The 22,346-nt window shown below is 73.0% G+C and carries 21 protein-coding genes; 18 read left to right on the forward strand and 3 right to left on the reverse strand.

Features of this window, described 5'->3' with window-relative positions; all coding sequences use genetic code 11:
* Positions 1 to 36: 36 nt before the first annotated feature.
* Together SGLAU_RS29080 and SGLAU_RS29085 are read right to left on the reverse strand one after the other, a co-directional pair.
* A complete protein-coding gene (locus SGLAU_RS29080) occupies positions 37 to 1,674 on the reverse strand; it encodes a DUF6801 domain-containing protein (protein ID WP_043505511.1) in 1,638 nt (545 codons plus the stop codon).
* A gap of 123 nt (positions 1,675 to 1,797) precedes the next feature.
* On the reverse strand, positions 1,798 to 2,433 hold the full coding sequence (locus tag SGLAU_RS29085) for a hypothetical protein (protein ID WP_043505513.1): 636 nt from the start codon (positions 2,431 to 2,433) through the stop codon (positions 1,798 to 1,800).
* Between the two features lie 709 nt (positions 2,434 to 3,142).
* Here SGLAU_RS29085 and SGLAU_RS29090 point away from each other — a divergent pair.
* The 16 genes from SGLAU_RS29090 to SGLAU_RS29165 all read left to right on the forward strand — a co-directional run bounded on the left by SGLAU_RS29090 (position 3,143) and on the right by SGLAU_RS29165 (position 18,546).
* Positions 3,143 to 4,150 (forward strand): ABC transporter ATP-binding protein, encoded by a 1,008-nt coding sequence (locus SGLAU_RS29090; RefSeq protein WP_043505514.1) that lies wholly within the window; start codon positions 3,143 to 3,145, stop codon positions 4,148 to 4,150.
* Positions 4,147 to 4,911 carry an MlaE family ABC transporter permease gene (locus tag SGLAU_RS29095; protein ID WP_043505515.1) on the forward strand — a complete coding sequence of 255 codons (765 nt, stop codon included), beginning with the start codon at positions 4,147 to 4,149 and terminating at the stop codon, positions 4,909 to 4,911. Before SGLAU_RS29090 ends, SGLAU_RS29095 begins: the two co-directional genes overlap by 4 nt.
* Before the next feature lie 6 nt (positions 4,912 to 4,917).
* Positions 4,918 to 5,724 carry an MlaE family ABC transporter permease gene (locus SGLAU_RS29100; RefSeq protein ID WP_043505516.1) on the forward strand — a complete coding sequence of 269 codons (807 nt, stop codon included), beginning with the start codon at positions 4,918 to 4,920 and terminating at the stop codon, positions 5,722 to 5,724.
* Between the two features lies 1 nt (position 5,725).
* Positions 5,726 to 6,979 (forward strand): MCE family protein, encoded by a 1,254-nt coding sequence (locus SGLAU_RS29105; RefSeq protein WP_043505517.1) that lies wholly within the window; start codon positions 5,726 to 5,728, stop codon positions 6,977 to 6,979.
* Positions 6,976 to 8,034, forward strand: coding sequence for an MCE family protein (locus SGLAU_RS29110; RefSeq protein WP_043505518.1), 1,059 nt, complete (start codon positions 6,976 to 6,978; stop codon positions 8,032 to 8,034). The genes SGLAU_RS29105 and SGLAU_RS29110 overlap by 4 nt, the downstream gene beginning before the upstream one ends.
* Positions 8,031 to 9,131, forward strand: coding sequence for an MCE family protein (locus SGLAU_RS29115; protein WP_043505520.1), 1,101 nt, complete (start codon positions 8,031 to 8,033; stop codon positions 9,129 to 9,131). The genes SGLAU_RS29110 and SGLAU_RS29115 overlap by 4 nt, the downstream gene beginning before the upstream one ends.
* Complete coding sequence (locus tag SGLAU_RS29120) at positions 9,128 to 10,150, forward strand: MCE family protein (protein WP_043505521.1); 1,023 nt, start codon at positions 9,128 to 9,130, stop codon at positions 10,148 to 10,150. The genes SGLAU_RS29115 and SGLAU_RS29120 overlap by 4 nt, the downstream gene beginning before the upstream one ends.
* 50 nt (positions 10,151 to 10,200) lie before the next feature.
* Positions 10,201 to 11,436 carry an MCE family protein gene (locus tag SGLAU_RS29125; RefSeq protein ID WP_162484307.1) on the forward strand — a complete coding sequence of 412 codons (1,236 nt, stop codon included), beginning with the start codon at positions 10,201 to 10,203 and terminating at the stop codon, positions 11,434 to 11,436.
* Positions 11,433 to 12,719, forward strand: a complete 1,287-nt coding sequence (locus SGLAU_RS29130; RefSeq protein WP_043505522.1) for an MCE family protein — start codon at positions 11,433 to 11,435, stop codon at positions 12,717 to 12,719. Before SGLAU_RS29125 ends, SGLAU_RS29130 begins: the two co-directional genes overlap by 4 nt.
* Positions 12,716 to 13,228 (forward strand): hypothetical protein, encoded by a 513-nt coding sequence (locus SGLAU_RS29135; protein WP_043505524.1) that lies wholly within the window; start codon positions 12,716 to 12,718, stop codon positions 13,226 to 13,228. Before SGLAU_RS29130 ends, SGLAU_RS29135 begins: the two co-directional genes overlap by 4 nt.
* Before the next feature lie 296 nt (positions 13,229 to 13,524).
* Complete coding sequence (locus tag SGLAU_RS29140) at positions 13,525 to 14,160, forward strand: nuclear transport factor 2 family protein (protein ID WP_063838943.1); 636 nt, start codon at positions 13,525 to 13,527, stop codon at positions 14,158 to 14,160.
* Positions 14,161 to 14,186: 26 nt separating this feature from the next.
* Positions 14,187 to 14,735: a nuclear transport factor 2 family protein gene (locus SGLAU_RS29145; protein WP_043505526.1), complete on the forward strand. Its 549-nt coding sequence runs from the start codon at positions 14,187 to 14,189 to the stop codon at positions 14,733 to 14,735.
* Positions 14,736 to 14,779: 44 nt separating this feature from the next.
* Positions 14,780 to 15,559 (forward strand): hypothetical protein, encoded by a 780-nt coding sequence (locus tag SGLAU_RS29150; protein ID WP_043505527.1) that lies wholly within the window; start codon positions 14,780 to 14,782, stop codon positions 15,557 to 15,559.
* Positions 15,560 to 15,758: 199 nt separating this feature from the next.
* Entirely contained in the window at positions 15,759 to 17,063 is a 1,305-nt protein-coding gene (locus SGLAU_RS29155) for a lytic transglycosylase domain-containing protein (protein ID WP_043505528.1), read from the forward strand.
* Between the two features lie 145 nt (positions 17,064 to 17,208).
* Positions 17,209 to 18,258: a TerC family protein gene (locus SGLAU_RS29160; RefSeq protein ID WP_043505529.1), complete on the forward strand. Its 1,050-nt coding sequence runs from the start codon at positions 17,209 to 17,211 to the stop codon at positions 18,256 to 18,258.
* A gap of 51 nt (positions 18,259 to 18,309) precedes the next feature.
* Positions 18,310 to 18,546 carry a hypothetical protein gene (locus tag SGLAU_RS29165; RefSeq protein WP_043505530.1) on the forward strand — a complete coding sequence of 79 codons (237 nt, stop codon included), beginning with the start codon at positions 18,310 to 18,312 and terminating at the stop codon, positions 18,544 to 18,546.
* A gap of 59 nt (positions 18,547 to 18,605) precedes the next feature.
* Here the strand turns inward: SGLAU_RS29165 and SGLAU_RS29170 are convergent, their stop codons facing one another.
* Entirely contained in the window at positions 18,606 to 19,541 is a 936-nt protein-coding gene (locus tag SGLAU_RS29170; RefSeq protein WP_052414160.1) for a LysR family transcriptional regulator, read from the reverse strand.
* Between the two features lie 406 nt (positions 19,542 to 19,947).
* On the opposite strand from SGLAU_RS29170, the gene sfnG reads away from it, so the two are divergent.
* Both sfnG and SGLAU_RS29180 read left to right on the forward strand, forming a co-directional pair.
* Positions 19,948 to 21,075 (forward strand): dimethylsulfone monooxygenase SfnG, encoded by a 1,128-nt coding sequence (gene sfnG / locus SGLAU_RS29175; RefSeq protein WP_043505531.1) that lies wholly within the window; start codon positions 19,948 to 19,950, stop codon positions 21,073 to 21,075.
* A 46-nt stretch (positions 21,076 to 21,121) separates the two neighbouring features.
* The gene (locus SGLAU_RS29180) at positions 21,122 to 22,339 is read left to right on the forward strand and encodes an acyl-CoA dehydrogenase family protein (protein WP_043505532.1); all 1,218 of its coding nucleotides are present in this window, start codon (positions 21,122 to 21,124) and stop codon (positions 22,337 to 22,339) included.
* The last annotated feature ends 7 nt before the right edge of the window (positions 22,340 to 22,346 follow it).

The following is a 22,346-nucleotide window of genomic DNA, read 5'->3' on the forward strand; positions in this document are numbered from 1 at the left end:
CTTCCGGGGAGAAGGAGGAGCGCCGGGCGGGACGGCTCAGCGCTCGGGGACGGGGATCACGAGGGGCTGCAGGTCCTCGGTGCACTGGTCCGGGTTGAAGACCTGCACCGCGCACGTCTGGCCCTGCATCTGCTTGATGTAGTTGCCGGGGCCGGAGACGGAGGCGGTGAGCAGCCGGTCGAGGTTCTCGCCACCGCCACCGCCGCAGCCGGTGAAGGCGGGGATGGTCACCTCGCCGGTCAACGGGCCGCCTGAGCTGAGCAGATAGCCGACCGGCAGGTCGGGAGGCTGGTGCGAGCTGCGGCCGGTCAGCACCAGGTGGTCACCGGGGAACTTCGCGGGCTCGGGCTCCGGGGAGCGCAGCGGGCCCCGCGTCCGGCAGTCGTCACCGACGTCCAGCGGGGTCCCGTTGACCTCCAGCGCGGTCACCCGCAGGACCAGCGGGACCCGGATCCGGGTCTCCATCTTGGTGAACAGGGTGATGAAGGAGGTCTCGCCCCTGCCGTCCATGGTCATGGGGCCCGTCTGCTCCAGCACCATGGTGGCCTTGGTCGGGGCGAAGCCGAAGGTCAGGAAGGTGGACTGGAAGGGCGGGGTGCGCGGCTCCCCCCGGTACCGGAGGGTCCCCTCCGAGTGCTGGGTGAGATAGCCCCCGGTGAAGTCCGGGAAGAACTCGATGTCGGTGGGGCCCTGTTCGATCAGCGCGCACGACAGGGGGATGAGCGAGGCTCCCTCCAGCTTGCGCACGTTGGCGTAGCCGGTGATGTAGGCGTTCAGCGACGCCGAGGTGGACGGGTGCTGTTCGTCGTAGCGGCAGTCGGGGGCCGGCGGCCGCGGGGCGGCGGCCCCCGGGCCGGGTTCCGTCACGGCCGGCGCCCGGTCCTCCGGGTCCCCCTGTCCCTCCGGCTGCTCCTGGTTCCCCTCGTCCTCCTCGTCCGGCTGGTGGTCCGGGTCCCCCGGGGGCTGCGGGGCGGTGGGGTCGCCCGAGCCCGGTGCCGGGGCGGAGGGGGAGGCCGGGGCCGGGGTGGTGCCCGGGTCCGTGGGGTCCGGCCCGACCAGAACCGTGGCCAGCAGGCCCCGCTCCGGCGCGTCCTCGGCGAGCGCGCACTCGACGGTCAGCGCGGCGGGGTCGGCGGCGGCCCCGTCCGGGGTGTCGAGTGCCAGATCGAGGGCGAGGGCGCGGGCGGAGAACGTGAGGGCCCCGTGCGCGCGGGCGGTGACCGAGGGCACCTCGCCCGTCGCGGTCAGCGTCAGCGGCCCCGAGGCGGGGAGCGCGGCCGGCGGCGCCGTACCGCGCCAGGTGGCCTCGGCCGTCGACTCCCCTTGGGCGATCCCGACGCCCAGACGGGTCACCGCCCGCACGCCGGCCGCCCGGCCGGCGGTGAGATCCGCGACCGCCTCCGCGGGCAGCTCCACGGTGGTCGTGACGTCGGCGGGGGTGAACGGGCTGCCCGCCGTCGTCGCGGTGGGGAGGTCCGCCGTGACGCGTACCGTCGCGGGCAGTTCGCCCGAGGGCAGCCGGCAGACGTAGGGGAGCGCGACGTCGGCCTCCTGGGTGCCCGGGGCGGACACCGCGGCGGGGACCATGGCGGCGAGCACCACGAACGCGCCGATGACCGCGGTCCTGGCGGGCACCCGGGACAGCCGCCGCGTGGCGGCGCGATGGCCTCTCATACGACTCCCGTCAGTCGTTCACCGGGGACAGGGGGCGGAACGTGCGGCCCGGCGGGGCCGGGCAGTCGGCGTCCGCCCGGCCGGGGTGCGTGACCGGCCGGGCGGACGCGTGCCGTGCGCGCCTTACGGGTTGGAGCCGACGATCTTCGGGATGGTGCCGTTCGACGCCTTGATGACGTAGTTGCCCTTGAACGTGGGCCTGGTGGACGTGGTCACCACCGAACCGCAGTTGACCGGGGCCGGGCTGGAGCTGACGACCAGTTCGCCCGCGACGCTGTTGACCGAGAGGACGCCCGTAGAGTTGGTGTAGGTGCCCGAGGCCTTGCCCGTCACGGTGAACTTGCAGGCGCCCGCGGTCACGTTGGCCTTGATGTTGCCGACGTAGCCTGTGGTGACGCCGGTCGCGGCGTTGTAGTCCTGGGCGACGACCGTCCACGGGGTGACCGCGACGGTGCTGACGTTGCCCAGGACGCTGGTGCACGGCGAGGCCGAGGTGCCGAAGCTGATGGCGTTGATCTGGGCGACGGTGGCCGGGTTGCCGGTGGCGCTGGCCATGGTGCCGGACGCGCTCGAGGTCGTGCACGTCATCGGGATGGTCGCGGTCAGCACGATGTTGCTGCTGTTCGTCGCCGTGTAGCTGCCCGTCGGGGTGACGGTCCACACCGTGGAGGGAACCGCCGAGGCGGGCCCGACGGTGAGACCGAAGGCGGCCGCGGCCGCACCCGCCACGACGGTGAACCTTCTCGTGTGCTTCTTCATGACGTCGGCTCTCCTTGTGGTTGAACGGCAGGGATGGGCCGCGCCTGAATCGGTCGAGGGTGTGCGGCCCGCGGCTCGGTGTTCCCCGTCCGCGAGCCATGACGTTACTGGCGGGAAACTTGGTCGAACAATGCCGTTGTTCATGATTCTTTGAAAACGTGAACCATCTCTTTCCGGGGTGAGTGATCCCCCACTTCTCTTAGTCATCCACTGCCAAAGTCGGACCCCGTCGGCAACAGACGACAGAGCTGCCCCGAGGGCTGTTGCGGTCCGCCCGGAATGCTCACTCGGCGACAAGTTCCGAGGGCCGACTTGTCTGCGCCGTGACAGATTTCGAAGGGCCGCACGGGGTCTCGGGGAAAACTCCGATCCCGGTATTGCCCCCCGAGGTTACTCAGCCGTAACGTGCCGGTGCGGTGCTCGGTTCCAGGTCGGCGGCCCTCGCCGGCCGGACCGCGGCGGATGCCCTCCGGCCGTTCCCTCCCGCCGAGGCCGGACATCCGGCGGCGGGGTCCCGCGGTCCCGCCCCTGCGCGGGACCGCGGGACCCCTGCCCCAGGGGGGACACGGGCGGGCGGCGCGGGTTGTCTGCCGGGTGACAAACGGCGGGAGGACGACGGGAACGCGGGGCCGCACCCGTTGTCAGCGGCGCGCCCCGGTCCGGTGCGCGGGCCCGCCGGCACAACCGACGAGCGTCCGCTGGAGGTGATATGGGCATCGAAGTGGTGGTCGAGGGCCTGACCAAGTCCTTCGGCAAGCAGCGCATCTGGCAGGACGTGTCTCTCACCCTTCCGGCCGGAGAGGTAAGCGTCATGCTGGGTCCGTCCGGCACCGGGAAAACGGTCTTCCTGAAGTCGCTCATCGGGTTGCTCAAACCGGATGAGGGCCGTGTCCTCATCAATGGGGTGGACATGGTGAACAGCCCCGAGCGGGATATATACGAGACCCGGAAATTGTTCGGCCTCATGTTTCAGGACGGCGCCCTGTTCGGATCCATGTCGCTGTTCGACAACATCGCGTTCCCGCTGCGCGAGCACACCCGCAAGAAGGAGTCCGAGATACGCCGCATCGTCATGGAGCGGATCGAGATCGTCGGACTGCTGGGGGCGGAGGGCAAGCTGCCGGGGGAGATCAGCGGCGGCATGCGCAAACGGGCCGGACTGGCCCGCGCGCTCGTACTGGACCCGCAGATCATCCTCTGCGACGAACCGGACTCCGGCCTCGATCCCGTCCGCACCGCCTACCTCTCCCAGCTGCTCATCGACCTGAACGCGCAGCTCGACGCGACGATGCTGATCGTCACCCACAACCTCGACATCGCCGCCACCGTGCCCGACAACATGGGGATGCTCTTCCGGCGCGAACTCGTCACCTTCGGACCGCGCGAGGTGCTGCTCACCAGCGAGGAACCGGTGGTCGCCCAGTTCCTCGACGGCCGCCGCGAAGGCCCCATCGGGATGTCGGAGGAGAAGGACGCCGCCACCCTCGCGGCCGAGGCGGGAACCACCCCCGCCGCCGTACGGCCCCGCAGCATCGTCCCGCAGCTGGAGCCCTCGCCCGGCATGCCGCCGCGCCGCGCCGTCGCCCGGCGGCGCGAACGGGTCCTGCGCATGATCGACCAACTGCCGTCCGCCGCCCGCACCGCCATCCTGCGGACCTACGCGCGAAGTGCCGAGGCGCCCACCCTTCCCCTGCCCACCGCCGGGAGCGGCGCATGATCACCGGCGCGCTGCGGCAGACCGGCCGGCTGTTCGCGCTCGCCGCCGAGGTCGCCCGCGCCATCTTCCGGCGGCCCTTCCAGTTCCGCGAGTTCATCGAGCAGTTCTGGTTCGTCGCCGCGGTCACCATCCTGCCCGCCGCCCTCGTCTCCATCCCCTTCGGCGCGGTCATCGCCCTCCAGGTCGGCTCGCTCACCCAGCAACTGGGCGCCCAGTCGTTCACCGGGGGCGCCAGCGTCCTCGCCGTCGTCCAGCAGGCGAGCCCCCTCATCGTCGCCCTGCTGATCGCCGGCGCCGGCGGCTCCGCCATCTGCGCCGACCTCGGCTCCCGCACGATCCGCGAAGAGCTGGACGCCATGGAGGTCATGGGCATCTCGCCCGTGCAGCGCCTCGTCGTGCCCCGGGTACTGGCCACCATGGCCGTGGCGGTCCTGCTCAACGGCCTCGTCTCCGTCGTCGGCACCCTCGGCGGCTACTTCTTCAACGTCATCCTCCAGAACGGCACGCCCGGCGCCTACCTGTCCAGCTTCTCCGCCCTCGCCCAGCCCGCGGACCTGTACGTCAGCGAACTCAAGGCACTCGTCTTCGGGTTCATCGCGGGCATCGTGGCCGCCTACCGGGGCCTCAATCCGCGCGGCGGCCCCAAGGGCGTGGGCGACGCCGTCAACCAGTCCGTCGTCATCACCTTCCTGCTCCTGTTCTTCGTCAACATGGTGATGACGGCCCTCTACCTCCGCATCGTCCCGCCGAAGGGGGGCTGACCGGCGATGGCCTCCCCGCTCGCCTGGCTCGACCGCTCCGGCGACCACCTGCTCTTCTACGCCCGGGCCCTGCTGTGGACCCCGCGCACCCTGCGCCGCTACCTCAAGGAGGTGCAGCGCCTCCTCGCCGAGGTCGCCTTCGGCACCGGAGGGCTCGGCGTCATCGGCGGCACCATCGGCGTGATGATCGCGATGACCCTCTTCACCGGGACCGTCGTCGGACTCCAGGGCTACGCGGCCCTCGACCAGATCGGCACCGCCGCGTTCACGGGATTCGTCTCCGCGTACTTCAACACCCGTGAGATCGCCCCCCTGGTCGCCGGACTCGCCCTCTCCGCGACCGTCGGCGCGGGCTTCACCGCACAACTCGGCGCCATGCGCATCAACGAGGAGGTCGACGCCCTCGAAGGCATGGGCATCCGCTCCATGCCCTACCTGGTCACCACCCGCATCATCGCCGGGGTCGTCGCGATCGTCCCGCTCTACGCGATCGGCCTGCTCTCCTCCTACCTGGCCTCCCGCTTCGTGACCGTCCTGTTCAACGGCCAGTCCCGGGGCACCTACGACCACTACTTCGACCTGTTCCTCTCGCCGACGGACGTGCTGCTGTCCGTGCTGAAGGTGCTCGTCTTCAGCGTGCTGGTGATCCTCGCCCACTGCTACTACGGCTACCGCGCCACCGGCGGCCCAGCCGGCGTCGGCGTCGCCGTGGGACGGTCCGTGCGCAACGCCATCGTGCTGATCAGCGTCACCGACTTCTTCCTGTCCCTCGCCCTGTGGGGCGCGACCACGACCGTGAAGGTGGCGGGGTGAGATGAGCGGACCACGAGGCGAGACACTGCGCCGCCGCTGCGCCGGGGTCGCGTTCCTGCTGGTGCCCGCCCTGCTGATCTGGCTGGCCGTCGCCGTCTACGACAAGAGGTTCACCGCCTCCGACCCGGTGGTCGTCGAGACCGGCAGCGTCGGCAACGAGATGCACCTGGGCGCCGAGGTCAAACTGCGCGGCGTCGTCGTCGGAGAGGTCCGCGCCATCGAAGCCACCGGCGACGGCGCCCGGCTCACCCTCGCCATGAAACCCGGCGCCCTCGACCGGGTGCCGTCCGACGTGCACGCGCAGATGCTGCCCACCACGCTGTTCGGCGAACGGTTCGTGGCCCTCGTCCCGCCCGCGCGCCCCTCCCCGCGACCGCTGGCCGCCGGGGCGGTCATCCCGCAGGACCGCTCCACGAACGCCGTGGAACTCCAGCAAGTGCTCGACAACGTGCTGCCGATGCTCACCGCGGTCCAGCCGCAGAAGCTGTCCGCCACGCTGTCGGCCGTCTCCCGGGCCCTCGAGGGCCGCGGCGACCGGCTCGGCGACACCCTCACCCGGCTCGACGCGCACCTGCGCAAGTTCAACCCCCAGCTGCCCACGCTCAACCGCGACCTCGGGGAACTCGTGAAGGTCAGCCATGTCTACGCGGACGCCGCCCCCGACATCCTCACCGCCCTCACCGACTTCACCACCACCAGCGGCACCCTCGCCGAGCGGGAGGCCGAACTCGCCCGCACCCTCGGCGCCACCACCCGGACGGCCGAGGACGTGACCGCCTTCCTCCAGCGCAACGCGGACAACATCATCCGGCTCAGCGCCTCCGGCCGGCCCACCCTGGAACTGCTCGCCGAGTACTCCCCGTCGTTCCCCTGCACACTGCGCACCCTCGCCGAGTTCGTGCCCGCCATGGACAAGGCGCTCGGCAAGGGCACCGACCGGCCCGGCATCCACGTCGACGTCACCACCGTCCCCTCGCGCGGCGCCTACCGCCCCGGCCGCGACACCCCGGCCTACGGCTCCGGCGGCGGCCCCCGCTGTCCTTCCGTGCCCTACCTGGGCACCGCCGCCGAGCCCGCCGCACAGGCGTACCCGGGGAGCGGTGACGAGCTGGGCCCGGCCAACACCCCGCAGGAGAACGACCTCCTCAACGAACTGCTGGCGCCCGCCGCCGGCCGGCCCCCCGGCGAGCTGCCCGACTGGAGCAGCCTGCTGGCCGGCCCGGCCTTCCGCGGCACGGAGGTGACCCTCGGATGACCGCACCGGACCACGCTCCCACCCGGCGGCGCTCCCTGGCCGGGCCGCTGCTGAAATCGCTCGCCTTCGTGGTGGTGACCGGCCTGGCCACCACCGTGCTCGGCCTCAGCGTCGCCGACACCGGAGTCGGCGGCGGCACCTACACGTACCGGGCCTTGTTCAGCGACGTCACCGGCCTCGACGACGGCGACAGCGTGCGGATCTCCGGAGTGAAGGTCGGCGAGGTGACCGACGTGCGCGTCGTGAACCGGCGCACGGCGCAGGTCACCTTCACCGTCCGCGACGACCGCAGGCTGCCCCGCTCGGCCACCGCCGCGGTGAAGTACCTCAACATGGTCGGCCAGCGCTACGTCGCCCTGGACCGCGGCAGCGGCGAGCTGTCCGGCACGCTCCGGCCGGGCGACACCATCCCGCTGGAGCGCACCACACCCGCCCTGGACCTGACCCTGCTCTTCAACGGATTCAAGCCGCTCTTCGAAGGGCTCTCACCGAAGGACGTCAACGAACTCGCCGGCTCGATCGTCCAGGTGCTGCAGGGCGAGGGCGCCACCGTCGACAGCCTGATCCGGCACATCGGCTCGCTCAGCACCACCGTCGCCGCCAAGGACGAGGTGATCGGGGAGGTCGTCGACAACCTCGGCACCGTCCTGCGCACCCTCAACGAACGCGAGGACGGCTTCGACGACCTGGTCGTCACCCTGCGGTCCCTCGTCACCGGCTTCAACGACGACCGCGAACCCCTCGGCGACGCGGTGGAGGCCATGGGCGAGCTGACCACCGTCACCGCCGGGCTGCTCGAAGAGGGCCGCGCGCCCCTGAAACAGGACATCCGCGAACTGGGCCGGCTGTCCACGGGCCTGGCCGAACGCACCCCGCAGATCGAGGACTTCCTCGACCGCACGCCCGCCAAGATGACGGCCCTGGCCCGGCTGTCGTCCTACGGATCGTGGTTCAACCTCTACCTCTGCGAGGCACGGGTGAGCGGAGTGACCACCTCCGACGGCTCACAGGCACCGACCGGCATCGCGATCACCGAGGCGAGGTGCCGCGGATGAGACCCCTCACACGACCCGCCGGCAGCCGGCCGGGCGCCGCCCGGCACCCGCGCCTCACCCCGGTCAGGCAGCGCGACCCCGTCGCCGTCGGCGTCGCGGGACTGCTCGTCCTCGCCCTGCTCGCCGTCCTCGCCTACCAGGTGGACCGGCTGCCGTTCGGCGGCGGCACCGCCTACAGCGCGGACTTCTCCGAGGCGGCCGGCCTCGACGAGGGCGACGAGGTGCGCATCGCCGGCGTCAAGGTCGGCGAGGTCACCGGTGTCACCCTCGACGGCCCCAAGGTGAAGGTCGCCTTCGAGGTCGAGGACGCCTGGATCGGTGACCGCACGACCGCGGCCATCGCCATCAAGACCGTCCTGGGCGACAAGTACCTGGCGCTCGACCCGCTCGGCTCCGCCCGCCAGGACCCCGGCAGCCGCATCCCGCTGTCCCGCACCACCTCCCCGTACGACGTGACCCAGGCGTTCCAGGACCTCGGCGGCACCGTCGACGCACTCGACACCCGGCGGCTCGCGAAGAGCTTCGAGACCATCTCCAAGACCTTCGAGAACTCCCCGCCCCATGTGCGCAAGGCCGCCGACGGCCTGTCCGCGCTGTCCAGGTCCGTGTCCCGGCGCGACACGGAACTCGCCGAACTCCTGCGGGGCAGCGCCCGGTTCAGCCAGACCCTGAAGGACAGGAAGTCCAGCTTCGAGATCCTCCTGGAGGACGGCGGCTCCCTGCTCGGCGAGCTGCGCGACCGCCGCGACGCCATCCGGGCACTGCTCAAGGGCAGCCGGGACCTCGGCACCGAACTCGGCGGCCTGGTCGACGACAACGACAAGCAGCTGGGCCCGACCCTCAAGGCGCTCGGCCGTGTCACCGCCGTCCTGCAGCGGAACAGCACCCAGCTCGGCAGGACCCTCGCACTGGCCGGCCCGTACTACCGCCTCGTCGGCAACACGCTGGGCAACGGCCGCTGGTTCGACAGCTACCTGTGCGGCGTCGTCCCCCGCGCCTACCTGCCCGAGACGTCCCGGCCCGCGACCGGCTGCTTGCCGCCGAAACAGCGGCCCGCGGCCGAGGGGACCACCGCTGAGGAGAAGGGGGAGCGATGAACGCGCGCAGGAAACTGCTCACCGGCGCCCTCGCCCTCGCGGTGCTGGTCGCCGCCGGGCTGACCGCCGTGCGGGTCCTCGGCTCCGACGGCACCCGCCTCACCGCCTACTTCGACCGCGCCGTCGGCATCTACGCCGGCTCCGACCTGCGGATCCTCGGCGTACGCGTCGGCGAGGTCGAGTCGGTGCGGCCGCAGGGCACCACGGTGCGGGTCGGCCTCCGGCTCGACGAGGGCGTGCGGGTGCCCGAGGGCGCCCGTGCCGTCGTCGTCGCACCGAGCGTCGTCGCCGACCGCTACGTGCAGCTCACGCCCGCCTACCGCGCGGGCCCCGCCCTCGCCGACGGCGCCGTCCTGCCCGCCGCGCGCAACCGCACCCCCGTCGAGATCGACCAGCTCTACGACTCGATCACCGAACTCGGCCGGGCGCTCGGCCCGGACGGCGCCAACTCCACCGGCGCCCTGTCCGACCTGCTGCGCACCGGGGCGGCCAACCTCGACGGCAACGGCGAGGCCATCGGCGACAGCGTCGAGCAGTTCGGCAAGGCGGCCAGAACCCTCGACGGCAGCAGCGGCGACCTGTTCGCCACGCTGAGCCGGCTCCAGGTCCTCACCACCATGCTCAAGGACAAGGACGACGACGTGCGCACCGCCCAGGAGCGCCTGGACGAGGTCATCGGCTTCTTCGCCGACAACAAGGACGACCTCGCGGGCGCGCTGGAGGAACTCGGCACCGCCCTCGGCCAGGTGAAGACCTTCATCCAGGACAACCGGGGCGAGCTGAAGGAGAACGTCGACCGGCTCGTCCCGATCACCCGGACCCTCGTCGAGCAGCGGGCCTCGCTCGCCGAGGCACTGGACGTGGCGCCGCTGGCCGCGGGCAACATCGTGAACGCCTACAACCCCGACACCCGCACCCTCGACGGCCGCGCCAACCTCAACGAGATCAGCCTGGGCGGCCCGCTGCTGCCGCTGCCCGCGACGGGCGGCGCCGCGGGCAGCGGGGAGGGGGACCGGTGAAGCGCCTTACCCGGCAAGCCGGTTCCAAGGCCGCGGCCCTGCGGCGCGGGGTGCTCACCACGGGCGGCGCCGCCGGTCTCACCGTGGGCGGACTGCTCGCGCTCGGCCTCGGCTTCACCCTGGCCCTCGGCGCCGTGACCGTCGTACCGCCGCGCTTCGACGGCATCCAGGAGCTGCCGCTGCCCGGCGGCGCCGACCTCGGCGACCACCCGTACACCGTCACGGCGGAACTGCGCGATGTGCTCAGCCTGGTGCCGCAGGCCGCGGTGAAGGTCAACGACGTGGCCGTCGGACGGGTCACCGATATCCGACTCGACGGCTGGTCGGCCCGCGTCACCATGGAGATCAACGGCGCGGTACGGCTGCCCGCCGACGCCACCGCCCGGCTCGAACAGTCCAGCCTGCTCGGCGAGAAGTACGTCCAGCTCGTGGCGCCCGCCCGGGAGACCGGCACCCGCAGGCTCGCGGACGGTGACGTCATCCCGGTCTCCCGCACCAGCCGCAACACCGAGGTCGAGGAGGTGTTCGGCGCGCTGTCCCTGCTGCTCAACGGCGGCGGCGTCAACCAGCTCAAGACCATCACCCGGGAACTCAACGACGCGCTCGGCGGCCGCGAGGGCGAGGTGCGCTCCGTACTGAGAAGGGTCGACACCCTGGTGACCGACCTCGACGAGCACCGTGGCGACATCACCGACGCCCTCGACGCCGTCAACCGGCTCTCCGCGACCCTCGCCACCCGCGAGGACGACGTCGCCACCGTCCTCACCGGCCTCTCACCCGGACTGAAGACGCTCGACCGGCAGCGCGGCTCGCTGCTGACCATGCTGCGCTCCCTCGACACGCTCTCCGACGTCGCCGTCGCCACCATCGACGCGAGCAAGGACGACATGATCGCCGACCTGAAGGCCATCGCGCCGTCCCTGCGGGCCCTCGCGGACGCGGGCACGGACCTGCCCGACTCGCTCCAGGTGCTGCTGACCTATCCGTTCACCGACGAGGTGCTGCGCGGGGTGAAGGGCGACTACCTCAACGTGTACCTGGAGATGACGGCCGCGCCGGGAACGCGGATCATCCCGCCGCTGGTGCCGCGGGACACACCCTCGGCGACGCCCTCCGCGACGCCCGGCGTGCGGCGCGGCGCCACGGCGGGCGAGGACACCGGCGAGGGAAGCGGACCCGCTCCCACCGCCTCCTCCCCGCTGCCCCTGCCCTCCGTACCCAGCCCCGGGCGCGCCCCCGACGGCACCGGTCCCGGGACGGCCACGCCGGGAGGTGAACCGCGTTGATCACCCCCGCCGTGCGGCTGAAGAACGCCGCCTTCCTCCTCATCGCCGTCCTCGCCCTGTCCCACCTCGGCATCCGCTACGCCGACCTCGGCCGGTACGCCGGCCTCGCCGACTACTACACGGTCGACGTCGAACTGCCGCACACCGGCGGCCTGTTCACCCACTCCGACGTCACCTACCGGGGCGTCTCCGTGGGCCGCGTCGGCCCCATCGGCCTCACCCCGGACGGTGTCGTCGCCGAACTGCGCATCGAGAAGTCCGCGCCGCGCATCCCCGCCGACACCCGCGCCGTGGTCGCCGGCCTCTCCGCCGTCGGCGAGCAGTACATCGACCTGCGTCCGCAGAGCGACCACGGCCCCCACCTCGCCGACGGCGCCCGGATCGAACAGACCGACACCCAGGTGCCCGCACCCGTCACCGACGTCCTCGCCAGCATCGACGACCTGACCCGCTCCGTGCCGCTGGAGGACCTGCGCACGGTCGTGGACGAGTTCGGCAGCACCTTCGAAGGGCACGGCGACGATCTCCAGGCGCTGCTCGACAGCGGCGGCGCCTTCGTGGACGCCGCCGACCGCGCCCTGCCCGCCACCACCCGGCTCCTCACCGACGGCGAGACCGTGCTGCGCACCCAGGCGGAGGAGGCCCGCGCCATCCGGGACTTCGCCGCCGGAGCGAAGGAACTGGCCCGCACCCTCAAGGGCTCCGACGCCGACCTGCGCCGCCTGCTGGCCACCGCACCCGAGGCCGCCACCCAGGTCAGCGGAGTCCTGCGGGACCTCGACCCTAGCCTCGGCGTCGTCCTCGCCAACCTGCTCACCACCTCCGAGCTCGCCGTCACCCGGCAGCGCGGCCTGGAGGAACTGCTCGTGAAGTACCCGGCGGCCGTCTCCGCCGGAGCCACCGCCGTCGACGGAGGGAAGCTGAACCTCGGCATGGCCGTCACCTTCTTCCAGCCCCTGCCCTGCACCGCCGGTTACGGCGCGACCCGCTACCGCAACGGCCTCGACCTCGGCACCGCGCCCGCCCTCAACACCGGCGCGGCCTGCACCGCCTCCGCCGCGGACGGGTTCAACGTGCGCGGCTCGGCGCACGCCCCCAAGGGCGGCCCGGTGCCCGACCCGGCGCGGCCCGGCTCCCTGCCCTCCGGCGACGGGAGCGGTGGCGGCACGGCGCCGCCGGGCAGGGCCCCGCTGCCGGGCGCCCTGGCCCTGCCGGGGCAAACCGGTGCGGCCCCGAGGGACATGACGCACCTCCTCCTCCCCGCCCTCGGGAGCGCGCGATGAGGGCGGCGCGCCTCCTGGCGGGGACGGTGCTCGCCCTGGCGGCCGGCTTCTGCGGGACCGGCGCGTGGACGTACGCGCAGGCCCGCACCGACGACGCGCTCACCTACGGCCGGCAGCGCGACCAGGCGCTCGCCGAGGGCCGGGCGGGCATCGCCGTCCTCACCACGCTGGACGCCTCCACCCGGCAGCGGGCCGAGGCGGGCATCCGGGCCTGGCGCGCCGCCGCCACCGGGCCGCTGCGCGACGCGCTCGGCCGCACCCGGCCGGAGGCGGGCGCCTCGGCACGCGGCACGGTCACCGAGGCCGCCGTCACCGCGCTCGACACCCGCACCGGCACGGCCAAGCTCATCGCCACCGTCAGCGTCGAGGTCACCCCGGCCGGGACCACCCGGCCGGCCACCGACCGCAAACGCCTGGAGGCCGTGCTGACCCGCACGGACGCGGGGGAGTGGAAGGTGCGGGCGCTGAACGCGGTACCGCTCGCGGGGCACGGGGAGGAGGACCGATGACCCGCACCCGTCCGCCGCGCGCCTCGACGCCGTCACGGGCCCTGCCCGGGACGGGCACGTCCGCCGCCGGCGAGACCGAGGACAACGCACCGGCGACGGCGCCGGCCCCGGCCCCGCCGGGATCCGAACCGCCCGAGGACGAACTCGCCGGCTCCGGGCCGCCCGCGGAGGAACCCGGCGTCTCCGGGCCGCCCGCGGACGAACTCGCCGGCTCCCGGCCGCGGCTGCCTGAGGACGGGCGTGCCGGCTCCGGACATGAGGTGGGCGGGGACGGATCTGCCGGCTCCGGAGATGAGGTGGGCGGGGACGAACCCGCCGGCTTCCGACGCGAGCCGTGCGATGAGGAGGCCGCCGGGTCCGGGCCGGAGTCCGGGCCGCCGCGGGGCGAGCCCGAGGGGCCGGTGGCGGGCTCGCGGTCCGGCCGGTCACCGGGCGGCCGGTGGCGGCGGGCCGTGGCGGCGGGAATCGTCGCGGTGCTCGTCGCCGGCGGATGCGGCTTCTTCCACGAAGCCCACCGGCTGAGGTCGGCGGAGGCCGCCCGCAACCGCGCGCTCACCGACACGGAGGCCACCGCGCGTGTCACCGGCGAGATCGGCAACGCCCTCGCCCGGGTCTTCTCCTACACACCGGACGGCACCGCGACGGCCGAGCGTTCCGCGCGCGCCGTGCTCGACGGCCGCGCCGCCCGCCAGTACCGGGACCTGTTCGCCCAGGTCCGCGACGACCTCGCCGACCAGCGGGTCACCCTGAGCACCGGGGCCGTGCGCACCGGGGTGATCGAACTCGACGGGGAGCGTGCGCGGCTGCTGGTGTTCCTCGACCAGACCTCCCGCCGTGGCGACGGCGCGGCCACCACCGCCGCCGCCCAGCTCACCGTCACGGCACGGCTGGTGGACGACCGGTGGCGGATCGTCGACCTCAAGGCCCGCTGACCGTGCCCGACAGACGGGAGAACCCCATGCGACGCGTCCCGAGCTTGCCGGCCGGAGTCCGCCCCCGGCCGCTGACGGCCCTGGCCCTCGCCCTCACCCTCGTCGCGGGCGGCTTCGCGGCGTGGGCCGGCCAGGACTGGTACGCGGCGGCCCACGACGACCGGTCAGCGTACGCCGCGCAGCGGGACGCGGCGCTCGCCGCCGGGGAGCAGGCCGTACAGAACCTCAACACGCTCGACCACCGCGACGTGGACGACGGCCTCGACCTGTGGGAGGCCTCCACCACCGGCGAGCTGCACGAGCAGCTGGTGGCGGGGCGCAGGGAGTTCACCGAGCAGGTGAGGGAGGCGAAGACGGTCACCACGGCCAGAGTGCTGTCGGGCGCCGTCACCGAACTCGACGACCGTGCCGGGCGGGCCCGGGTGCTGGTCGCCCTGCGCGTCACCGTCAAGGCGTCCGACGGGGCGAGGACCGAGAAGGACAGCCGCATGCTCGGTGAACTCACCCGCACCGAGGGCCGGTGGCGGCTCAGTGCCCTGGGCCAGGCCCCCGTGGGCGGCGCACCGGCCGGCTGACCGCTCCCGTCCGCGCACGCCGCCCGCACCGAGAGGACCGCACGATGTCGACGACCCGCCACCACATCAACCGCGAGCGGCGCCGCCAGGCCCGCGGCACCCGGCTCCCTGCCCCCCAGGAGCGGCCGGGGAAGCCGGGCCAGCCCGAGCCGGCGGCACACCGCACCCGCACCCCCGACACGGCCGCCGTACGGCCCCCGTCCGCGCGAACGGCCGCCGTGGCCACGGAGGCGGAAACGGCAGGGGACGGGACGGCGAGCGGCACCCTGGCCGCGGGGCGGTCCACCGCCGTCCGCCCGCGCCGCCGCACGGCCCTCGCCGTCCTCGGCGCCCTCACCCTCCTCCTCGGCGGCTTCGCCGGCTGGGCGCACGCCAGGGCCGAGGCACTGCGGGACGACCCCGCGCTGCGCAACACCGCCCTGACCGACCTGGCCCGCACCAGCGAGATCAAAGGACAGACGGCCAGAGCCGTCGACCGGCTGTTCTCCTACGACCACACCGACCCGGGCGCACTCGACAAGGCCGCCGGCGGCCTGCTCACCGGGAAGGCCGTCGCCCAGCACCGCGCCCTGCTCGCCGACGTCCGCGCGCGGGCCGACGCACAGAAGGCGGTGATCACCACGACGGTCACCGACAGCGCGGTCGAGCGCATCGACGGCGACCGGGCACGGGTGCTGGTCTACGCCGACCAGAGCAGCGTCAGCACGGCCGGCACCCGCGGGAAGCGGGACGAGGGCGTGTACGCGGGGGCGATGCTCGCCGTGGACGTCGTACACCGCGACGGACGGTGGCTCGTCTCCGGCATCGACACCTTCGGCCGCTGAGGACCGCACGACCGCACGCACCGCACGACCGCACGCACCGCAGGACCGCACGGACCGCACGACCGCACGGACCGCACGGCCCGCAGGACCGCACGACCGCACGACCAAGCCACCGGACGGTCACGCGAGCACGCCGTCGGGCCAGGACCGACCGCGCGACGCGAAGCCCACGACCCCCACCCACGGAGTGACAGCAGCCATGTCCTTACGCCGCGCACGACGCCCGCACCCCGGCCGGACCCGCAGGGGTCTGCGGACCACCGCCCTCGCCGTGACCGCCGTGGCGGCCCTCACCGCCTCGCGGGCCCCCGGCCTCACCGGGGAGGCGGACGACGCCCACGCCGCACCCGCCGCGGCCGGCGAGGAACGCCTCCGGGCCACGGACGCCCCGGACCTTCGCCGCGCCCCGTACCTGCGGGCCGCTCCACCGGGCGACGGCTCGTACCACACCGAACTGCCTCCCCTGATCAGCCAGGCGGGTACGGCCTCCCCGCCCGTCGTGCGCGGTCTGCGCTCCCAGTCCGGCATCCCCGCCACCGTGCTGCGCGCCTACCGTCTCGCCGAGGCCTCGGTCGGCAGGACCGATCCGGGCTGCCGGCTGCCCTGGCAACTGCTCGCGGCGATCGGCAAGGTCGAATCCGGCCACGCGGGCGGCGGCGCGGTCGCCGCGGACGGCACGACCGTGCGCCGTATCACCGGCCCCGCCCTCGACGGCCGGGGTTTCGCCCTCATCCTGGACACGGAAGGCGGGGCCCACGACGGTGACCGCACCTATGACCGGGCGGTGGGTCCGATGCAGTTCCTGCCGTCGACCTGGGCCCGCTGGGGCGCGGACGGCAACAGTGACGGCCGGGCCGACCCGAACAACGTCTTCGACGCGGCCCTGGCGGCCGGACACTACCTGTGCGCGGGCGGCCGGGACCTGGGCCGGGGCGCCGGCCTGGACGCGGCGATCCTCAGCTACAACCACTCGCGGCCCTACCTGGAACTGGTCAGGTACTGGCTGGAGTTCTACGGCCGGGGAGTCCACCCCGTACCGGACGGCACCGGGGTGGTTCCGCGGAGCCCCGGCGCGGGTGGCGACACCCCGGCCGCCGAGCCCGCCGACGGTGCCGACGACGCGGACGCGGGTGGCGCGGGTGGCGGCGACGGCGGCGTCATCGTCGGCCCGGACCCGTCCCCGCCGGGCCGCCCCGGACCGTCCCCCTCCGCCCCCTCGCCGAGGCCCGCCCCCGCGCCGTCGTCCGCTTCCCCGTCCCCCTCCGCCCCGACGACGCCCCCGGCGGGTCCGGCGCCCTCCGCGTCACCCGGCGAGCAGCCCACGAGCGGTCCGTCACCGACCCTCTCCCCGTCGCCTTCCCCGTCCCCCTCACCGGAGCCGACGGCAGAGCCGGCCCCGTCGCCCACCGAGGCGGCCGGCTGCGCCACGGAGTCCGCCACCCCGTCGGACGGGCCCGGCGCCTCCCCGGGCCCGTCGCCGTGCCCGGCCCGCGGGGCCGGGTGAGACCGGGGCCGGAAGGCCGAGAGGACCGCTCGCGGGCTCATCCCGCCGTGGCCCGGCCGGGCCACGGCGACGGGAGGACAAGCGCGGTGGGATGGCCCAGACTCGAAGAAGGGCGGCTCGGTCGAGCGCGTGAGGGGTCGGGCCTGTGCATGATGTGCCGCTGTGGCTGTGGCTGGCGTTCGTCGTCACCGTGCTGGTGTCGTTGGCGGTGGACCTGCTGGCGCACCGGCAGGCACACGTCATCGGCTTCCGCGAGGCGGCGGCCTGGAGCGCGGTGTGGGTGGGGCTGGCCGTGCTTTTCGGCACGGCGGTCTTCCTGGTGGTCGGGACGTCCGCGGGGGTGGAGTACACCACCGCGTGGCTGCTGGAGAAGAGCCTGTCGGTCGACAACCTGTTCGTCTTCGCGCTGATCTTCGGCTATTTCAAGGTGCCCAGGGCGTACCAGCACCGCGTGCTGTTCCTCGGCGTCCTGGGCGCCCTGGTGTTCCGCGGCGTCTTCCTCGCCGCCGGCGTGGCGGTCGTCAGCCGCTTCACGGCCGTGCTGTACGTCTTCGCGGCCATCCTCTTCTACAGCACCTACAAGATCCTCAAGGAGGAGGACGACAGCTTCGACCCGGGCAGGAGCCTCGCCGTCAAACTGCTGCGCAAGGTCGTCCCGGTGCGGGACGAGTACGCGGGCGCCCACTTCTTCGTGAAGGAGGCGGGCAGGCGTGTCGCCACGCCGCTGCTCGCCGTCGTCGCCGCGATCGAGGCGGCCGACCTGGTCTTCGCCGTGGACAGCGTGCCCGCCGTGCTGGCGGTGAGCAGCGATGCCTTCATCGTCTACACCAGCAACGCGTTCGCCATCCTCGGCCTGCGGGCCCTGTACTTCATGCTCGCCGGCCTGCTCGACCGCTTCCACTACCTCAGCAAGGGCCTGGCGCTCATCCTCTCCTTCATCGCCGTCAAGCTCATCCTCCAGGCGTCCCACAAGACGATCAGTCCCGCCGTGCCCGAAGTGCCCTCACCCGTCAGCCTCGCGGTCATCGTCACGGTGCTGGCGGTGTCCGTCGTCCTCAGTGTGCTGCGCCCCCCGCCCGGCGGCGACGACGGCCCGTCCGTCACGGGGGCCGGCGGTGCCGCCGCGTCACCGGCAGCCGGCGCCCCTCCGCGTGGCGACGGGCAGGATCCGCCCGTCGGAGAAGACAGGCACTGATTCCGTATGAGTCCTCCCAAAGCCTGGCAAAGGGGGCGTAAAATGCCTGTTATGAACACTGAACGGGAATCCAGGACCTCCCGGCCCACCGGCCATGTCTGCCGTTCGTGCAAGCAGCCGGTGGACGCGGTGGTGGAGCGGCACAAGAGCATGGGCGTCTACGTCCCGGTCTGGACCGCGGGGCCCTGTCACAACGGGGAGTGTCCGGACTGCGTGCCCGAGGAGGTGCACGTCAGCTCCGTGCGCCGCGCCGTCTGGAGGAACCTGCCCGGCCGGAACGGCGGCTGACCGGCGGCCCGTCCGCCTCCCGTGACACCGGCGAGCGGATCGCCGGCTGTTCCCGCGGTTCACCTTCCCCGCGGGCCGGGCGGGTGCTCGCCGGGCCGTCCGTGCGCGCGGGCGTTGCGCACGAACAGCGCGTGCAGATCGCTGACGGCCCGGGCGACCGGTCCGGAGGGGCGGCTCTGGAGCACCAGCAGCACATCGGTGGAGTCACCCGCCAGCGGCCGCACGGTGATCGCCCCCCGGCGCTCCAGCGGGTCGCCGACGACACTGAAGTCGGGCAGCACGGTCGCCCCCAGGCCCTCGGCGACCATCAGCTTGCCCATCTCCGCGCCGTCGGTGGAGTACGAGAAGGACGGCGTACGGCCGTCCAGCAGCCGGTGCACGAACCGGTGCATCACATAGCCGGACCGCATCACGATCAGCGGCTCGGCCAGGAGGCTGTCCACGTCCACCGCCGCCCGGGCGGCGAGCGGACTGTCCGGGCGCACGCACACCACCGGACGGCCGCGCAGCAGTTCCGTGGTCTCGAAGCCCGGGGGCATGTCGTCGCCCCCGAGGTAGTTCACCAGCCCCAGGTCGAACGCCCCTTCCAGCAGGCCGCGATGAATCTCCGACTGCTGCGCGCCGACCAACTCGACCTGGGTGCGCGGATGGGCGGCCCGAAACTCCCGCACGGTCGGGATCACCAGCGGCACCGTGGCCGTGTTGACCGTGCCGAGCCGCACCATACGGCTGGTGCGGTGCTGGTCGCCGGCCGCGCCGCGCAACCGGTCGACCGCGTCCAGCACACCCATGATGTACGGCAGCAGCTCCCGGCCCTCGTCGCTCACCTTCGCGCCGGACCGCTTGCGCTCCAGCAGGTCCACGCCCAGCTCACGTTCCAGATTGCGCACCGTCTCGCTCAGCGCCGGCTGGGACAGGTGCAGTTCCTCGGCGGCCCGCCGCAGCGAACCCGAGCGGGTGACGGCCGCGATGTATTCGAGCTGTTCGATACGCACGACAGGGAGACTGCCGTCGCCGCCGGCCGGGTTCAAGGGAATCCCTGTCACAACCTCGTGAATACCTGCTGTCAGTACGCGGAATCAGCGCCGGGCATTCTTGACCGGCCGGACTTCCCGCTGCTTTGATCGATGACATGAAGCGACAGGACCTCACGCGGCGACGCCACGTCGACCTCGCCCGTGTCTGCAGCTCCTGCTGTCGCCGTCGGATCTGAGCGCACCCGAGGGAAACCCTCGCACCGGCGCCGGACACCCTTCGTGAACAACACCGCCGGCCGTTTGCCGTAGCGTCTCCGGCTTTTCCGGGAACGCCGTCCCCGCACGCCGGAATCCCGATCACCGAGCACGTTTTCCCTGTCACGCACGCGCCTTTTCCCGTGCGTACTCATGCCAGGAGTTCCCCATGCCCGTACCACCCGGATCCGACCCCGTCCGTTTCGCCTACTGGGTGCCGAACGTCAGCGGCGGCCTGGTCACCAGCACCATCGAGCAGCGCACCGACTGGGGCTACGACTACAACCGCGAACTGGCCGTCCTCGCCGAGAACAGCGGCTTCGACTACGCCCTCAGCCAGGTCCGCTACATGGCCAGCTACGGCGCCGAGTACCAGCACGAGTCGACGAGCTTCAGCCTGGCCCTGCTGCTGGCCACGCAGCGGCTGAAGGTCATCGCCGCCGTCCACCCCGGCCTGTGGCACCCCGGCGTCCTCGCCAAGCTCGGCGCCACCGCAGACCACCTGTCGGGCGGCCGCTTCGCCGTCAACGTCGTCAGCGGGTGGTTCAAGGGCGAGTTCACCGCCCTCGGCGAACCCTGGCTGGAGCACGACGAGCGCTACCGCCGCAGCGAGGAGTTCATCCGCGCCCTGCGTCGGATCTGGACCGAGGACCACGCCGAATTCGCCGGGGACTTCTACCGGTTGCGGGACTTCTCCCTCAAGCCCAAGCCCCTCGGCCTCCCCGGCCGCCCGCACCCGGAGATCTTCCAGGGCGGCAACTCCACCGCGGCCCGCGCCATGGCCGGCCGCGTCTCCGACTGGTACTTCAGCAACGGCAAGGACTTCGACGGTGTCACCGAGCAGATCACCGACGTCCGTGCCGCCGCCGCCCAAGTGGGGCGCACGCCGCCGAAGTTCGGCCTCAACGGCTTCCTCATCGCCCGCGACACCGAGGCCGAGGCCCGCGACACGCTCCGCGAGATCGTCGCCAAGGCCGACACACCGGCCGTCGACGGATTCCGAGCCGCCGTCCAGCAGGCCGGCCGGTCCACCGCCGACGGCAAGGGCATGTGGCAGGACTCCACCTTCGAGGACCTCGTCCAGTACAACGACGGCTTCCGCACCGGTCTGATCGGCACACCCGAACAGATCGCCGAGCGCATCGTCGCCTACAAGCGGCTCGGAGTGGACCTCTTCCTCCTCGGCTTCCTGCACTACCTGGAGGAGGTCGAGTACTTCGGCAAGCGCGTCCTGCCCCTGGTACGCGAACTCGAGGCGCAGCAGGCGGAGTCCGAGCCCGTCGCCGCCCGCTCCTGACCGACCGACCCGCACGCGACCGAACCCGCACCCGAAAGGACCCCCCATGAGCATCACCGCACCGGCCGACTGGAAGTCCGCGCCCGCCCCGAGCGACGCGGAGGGCTGGATCGCCCGCGCCGCCGAGGTCGCCGCCGTCCTCGCCTCGGACGCGGCGGCCCGCGACAAGGCCGCCGCCACCCCGTACGCCGAGGTCCGCCTGCTGAAGGAAGCCGGCCTCGTCACCCTGCTCGGGCCCGTCGAGCACGGCGGCGCCGGCCAGGACTGGCCCACCGCCTACCGCGTGGTCCGCGAGGTCGCCAAGGCGGACGGCTCCATCGGCCAGCTGCTCGGCTACCACTACCTGTGGAACTGGGCCGCCCGGCTGGTCGGCACCCGCGAACAGTGGGAGCACGTGGAGGCCGAGGCCGCCCGCAACCAGTGGTTCTTCGGCGGCGCGGTCAACCCGCGCGACGCGGACGTGGTGGTCCGCGACGAGGGCGACACCCTCACCTTCACCGGCCGCAAGACCTTCTCCACCGGCAGCAAGGTCTCCGACGTCACCGTCCTGGAAGGCGTCCTGGAGGGCACCGACGACCACGTCTTCGCCATCGTCCCGTCCGACAGCGAGGGCCTCACCTTCCACGACGACTGGGACAACATCGGCCAGCGCCTCACCGAGAGCGGCGGCGTCACCCTCGACGCCGTGCGTGTCCCCTGGTCCGCCGCGGCGGGCTACGTCGACAAGCGGTTCCAGCCGCGCGTCTACAACACCCTCAACGTGCCCACCATCCAGCTCGTCTTCGTCAACTTCTACCTCGGCATCGCCGCCGGCGCCCTGGAGACCGCCGCCGCCTACACCCGGACCAAGACCCGCCCCTGGCTGCACGGCGGCCACGAGCGCGCCGTCGACGAGCCGTACGTCATCGACGTCTACGGCGACCTCACCGCCAAGCTCTGGGCCGTCGAGGCACTGGCCGACGCGGTGGCCGCCGAGGGCCAGAAGCTGCACGACGACCCCGACGCGGTCACGGAGACGGCCCGCGGCGAGTTCGAGGTGCGGGTGGCGGCGGTGAAGGCCCGCGCCACCGACGTGGCCCTGGAGGTCACCAACGGCATCTTCGAGGTGACCGGAGCGCGTGCCACCGCCTCCGCGGAAGGCCTCGACCGCTTCTGGCGCAACGTCCGCACCCACACGCTGCACGACCCGGTCGCCTACAAGCGCCGCGAGGTCGGCCGCCACGTCCTCACCGGCGAACTGCCGCAGCCCACCTGGTACTCCTGAAAGGTCC

The sequence above is a fragment of the Streptomyces glaucescens genome (genome assembly GCF_000761215.1).
GTDB lineage: Bacteria > Actinomycetota > Actinomycetes > Streptomycetales > Streptomycetaceae > Streptomyces > Streptomyces glaucescens_B.

Coding starts and splice junctions, on each gene's coding strand:
- SGLAU_RS29080 (WP_043505511.1), bottom strand. CDS start 1,674: ATGAGAGGCCATCGCGCCGCCACGCGGCGGCTGTCCCGGGTGCCCGCC.
- SGLAU_RS29085 (WP_043505513.1), bottom strand. CDS start 2,433: ATGAAGAAGCACACGAGAAGGTTCACCGTCGTGGCGGGTGCGGCCGCG.
- SGLAU_RS29090 (WP_043505514.1), top strand. CDS start 3,143: ATGGGCATCGAAGTGGTGGTCGAGGGCCTGACCAAGTCCTTCGGCAAG.
- SGLAU_RS29095 (WP_043505515.1), top strand. CDS start 4,147: ATGATCACCGGCGCGCTGCGGCAGACCGGCCGGCTGTTCGCGCTCGCC.
- SGLAU_RS29100 (WP_043505516.1), top strand. CDS start 4,918: ATGGCCTCCCCGCTCGCCTGGCTCGACCGCTCCGGCGACCACCTGCTC.
- SGLAU_RS29105 (WP_043505517.1), top strand. CDS start 5,726: ATGAGCGGACCACGAGGCGAGACACTGCGCCGCCGCTGCGCCGGGGTC.
- SGLAU_RS29110 (WP_043505518.1), top strand. CDS start 6,976: ATGACCGCACCGGACCACGCTCCCACCCGGCGGCGCTCCCTGGCCGGG.
- SGLAU_RS29115 (WP_043505520.1), top strand. CDS start 8,031: ATGAGACCCCTCACACGACCCGCCGGCAGCCGGCCGGGCGCCGCCCGG.
- SGLAU_RS29120 (WP_043505521.1), top strand. CDS start 9,128: ATGAACGCGCGCAGGAAACTGCTCACCGGCGCCCTCGCCCTCGCGGTG.
- SGLAU_RS29135 (WP_043505524.1), top strand. CDS start 12,716: ATGAGGGCGGCGCGCCTCCTGGCGGGGACGGTGCTCGCCCTGGCGGCC.
- SGLAU_RS29145 (WP_043505526.1), top strand. CDS start 14,187: ATGCGACGCGTCCCGAGCTTGCCGGCCGGAGTCCGCCCCCGGCCGCTG.
- SGLAU_RS29150 (WP_043505527.1), top strand. CDS start 14,780: ATGTCGACGACCCGCCACCACATCAACCGCGAGCGGCGCCGCCAGGCC.
- SGLAU_RS29155 (WP_043505528.1), top strand. CDS start 15,759: ATGTCCTTACGCCGCGCACGACGCCCGCACCCCGGCCGGACCCGCAGG.
- SGLAU_RS29165 (WP_043505530.1), top strand. CDS start 18,310: ATGAACACTGAACGGGAATCCAGGACCTCCCGGCCCACCGGCCATGTC.
- sfnG (WP_043505531.1), top strand. CDS start 19,948: ATGCCCGTACCACCCGGATCCGACCCCGTCCGTTTCGCCTACTGGGTG.
- SGLAU_RS29180 (WP_043505532.1), top strand. CDS start 21,122: ATGAGCATCACCGCACCGGCCGACTGGAAGTCCGCGCCCGCCCCGAGC.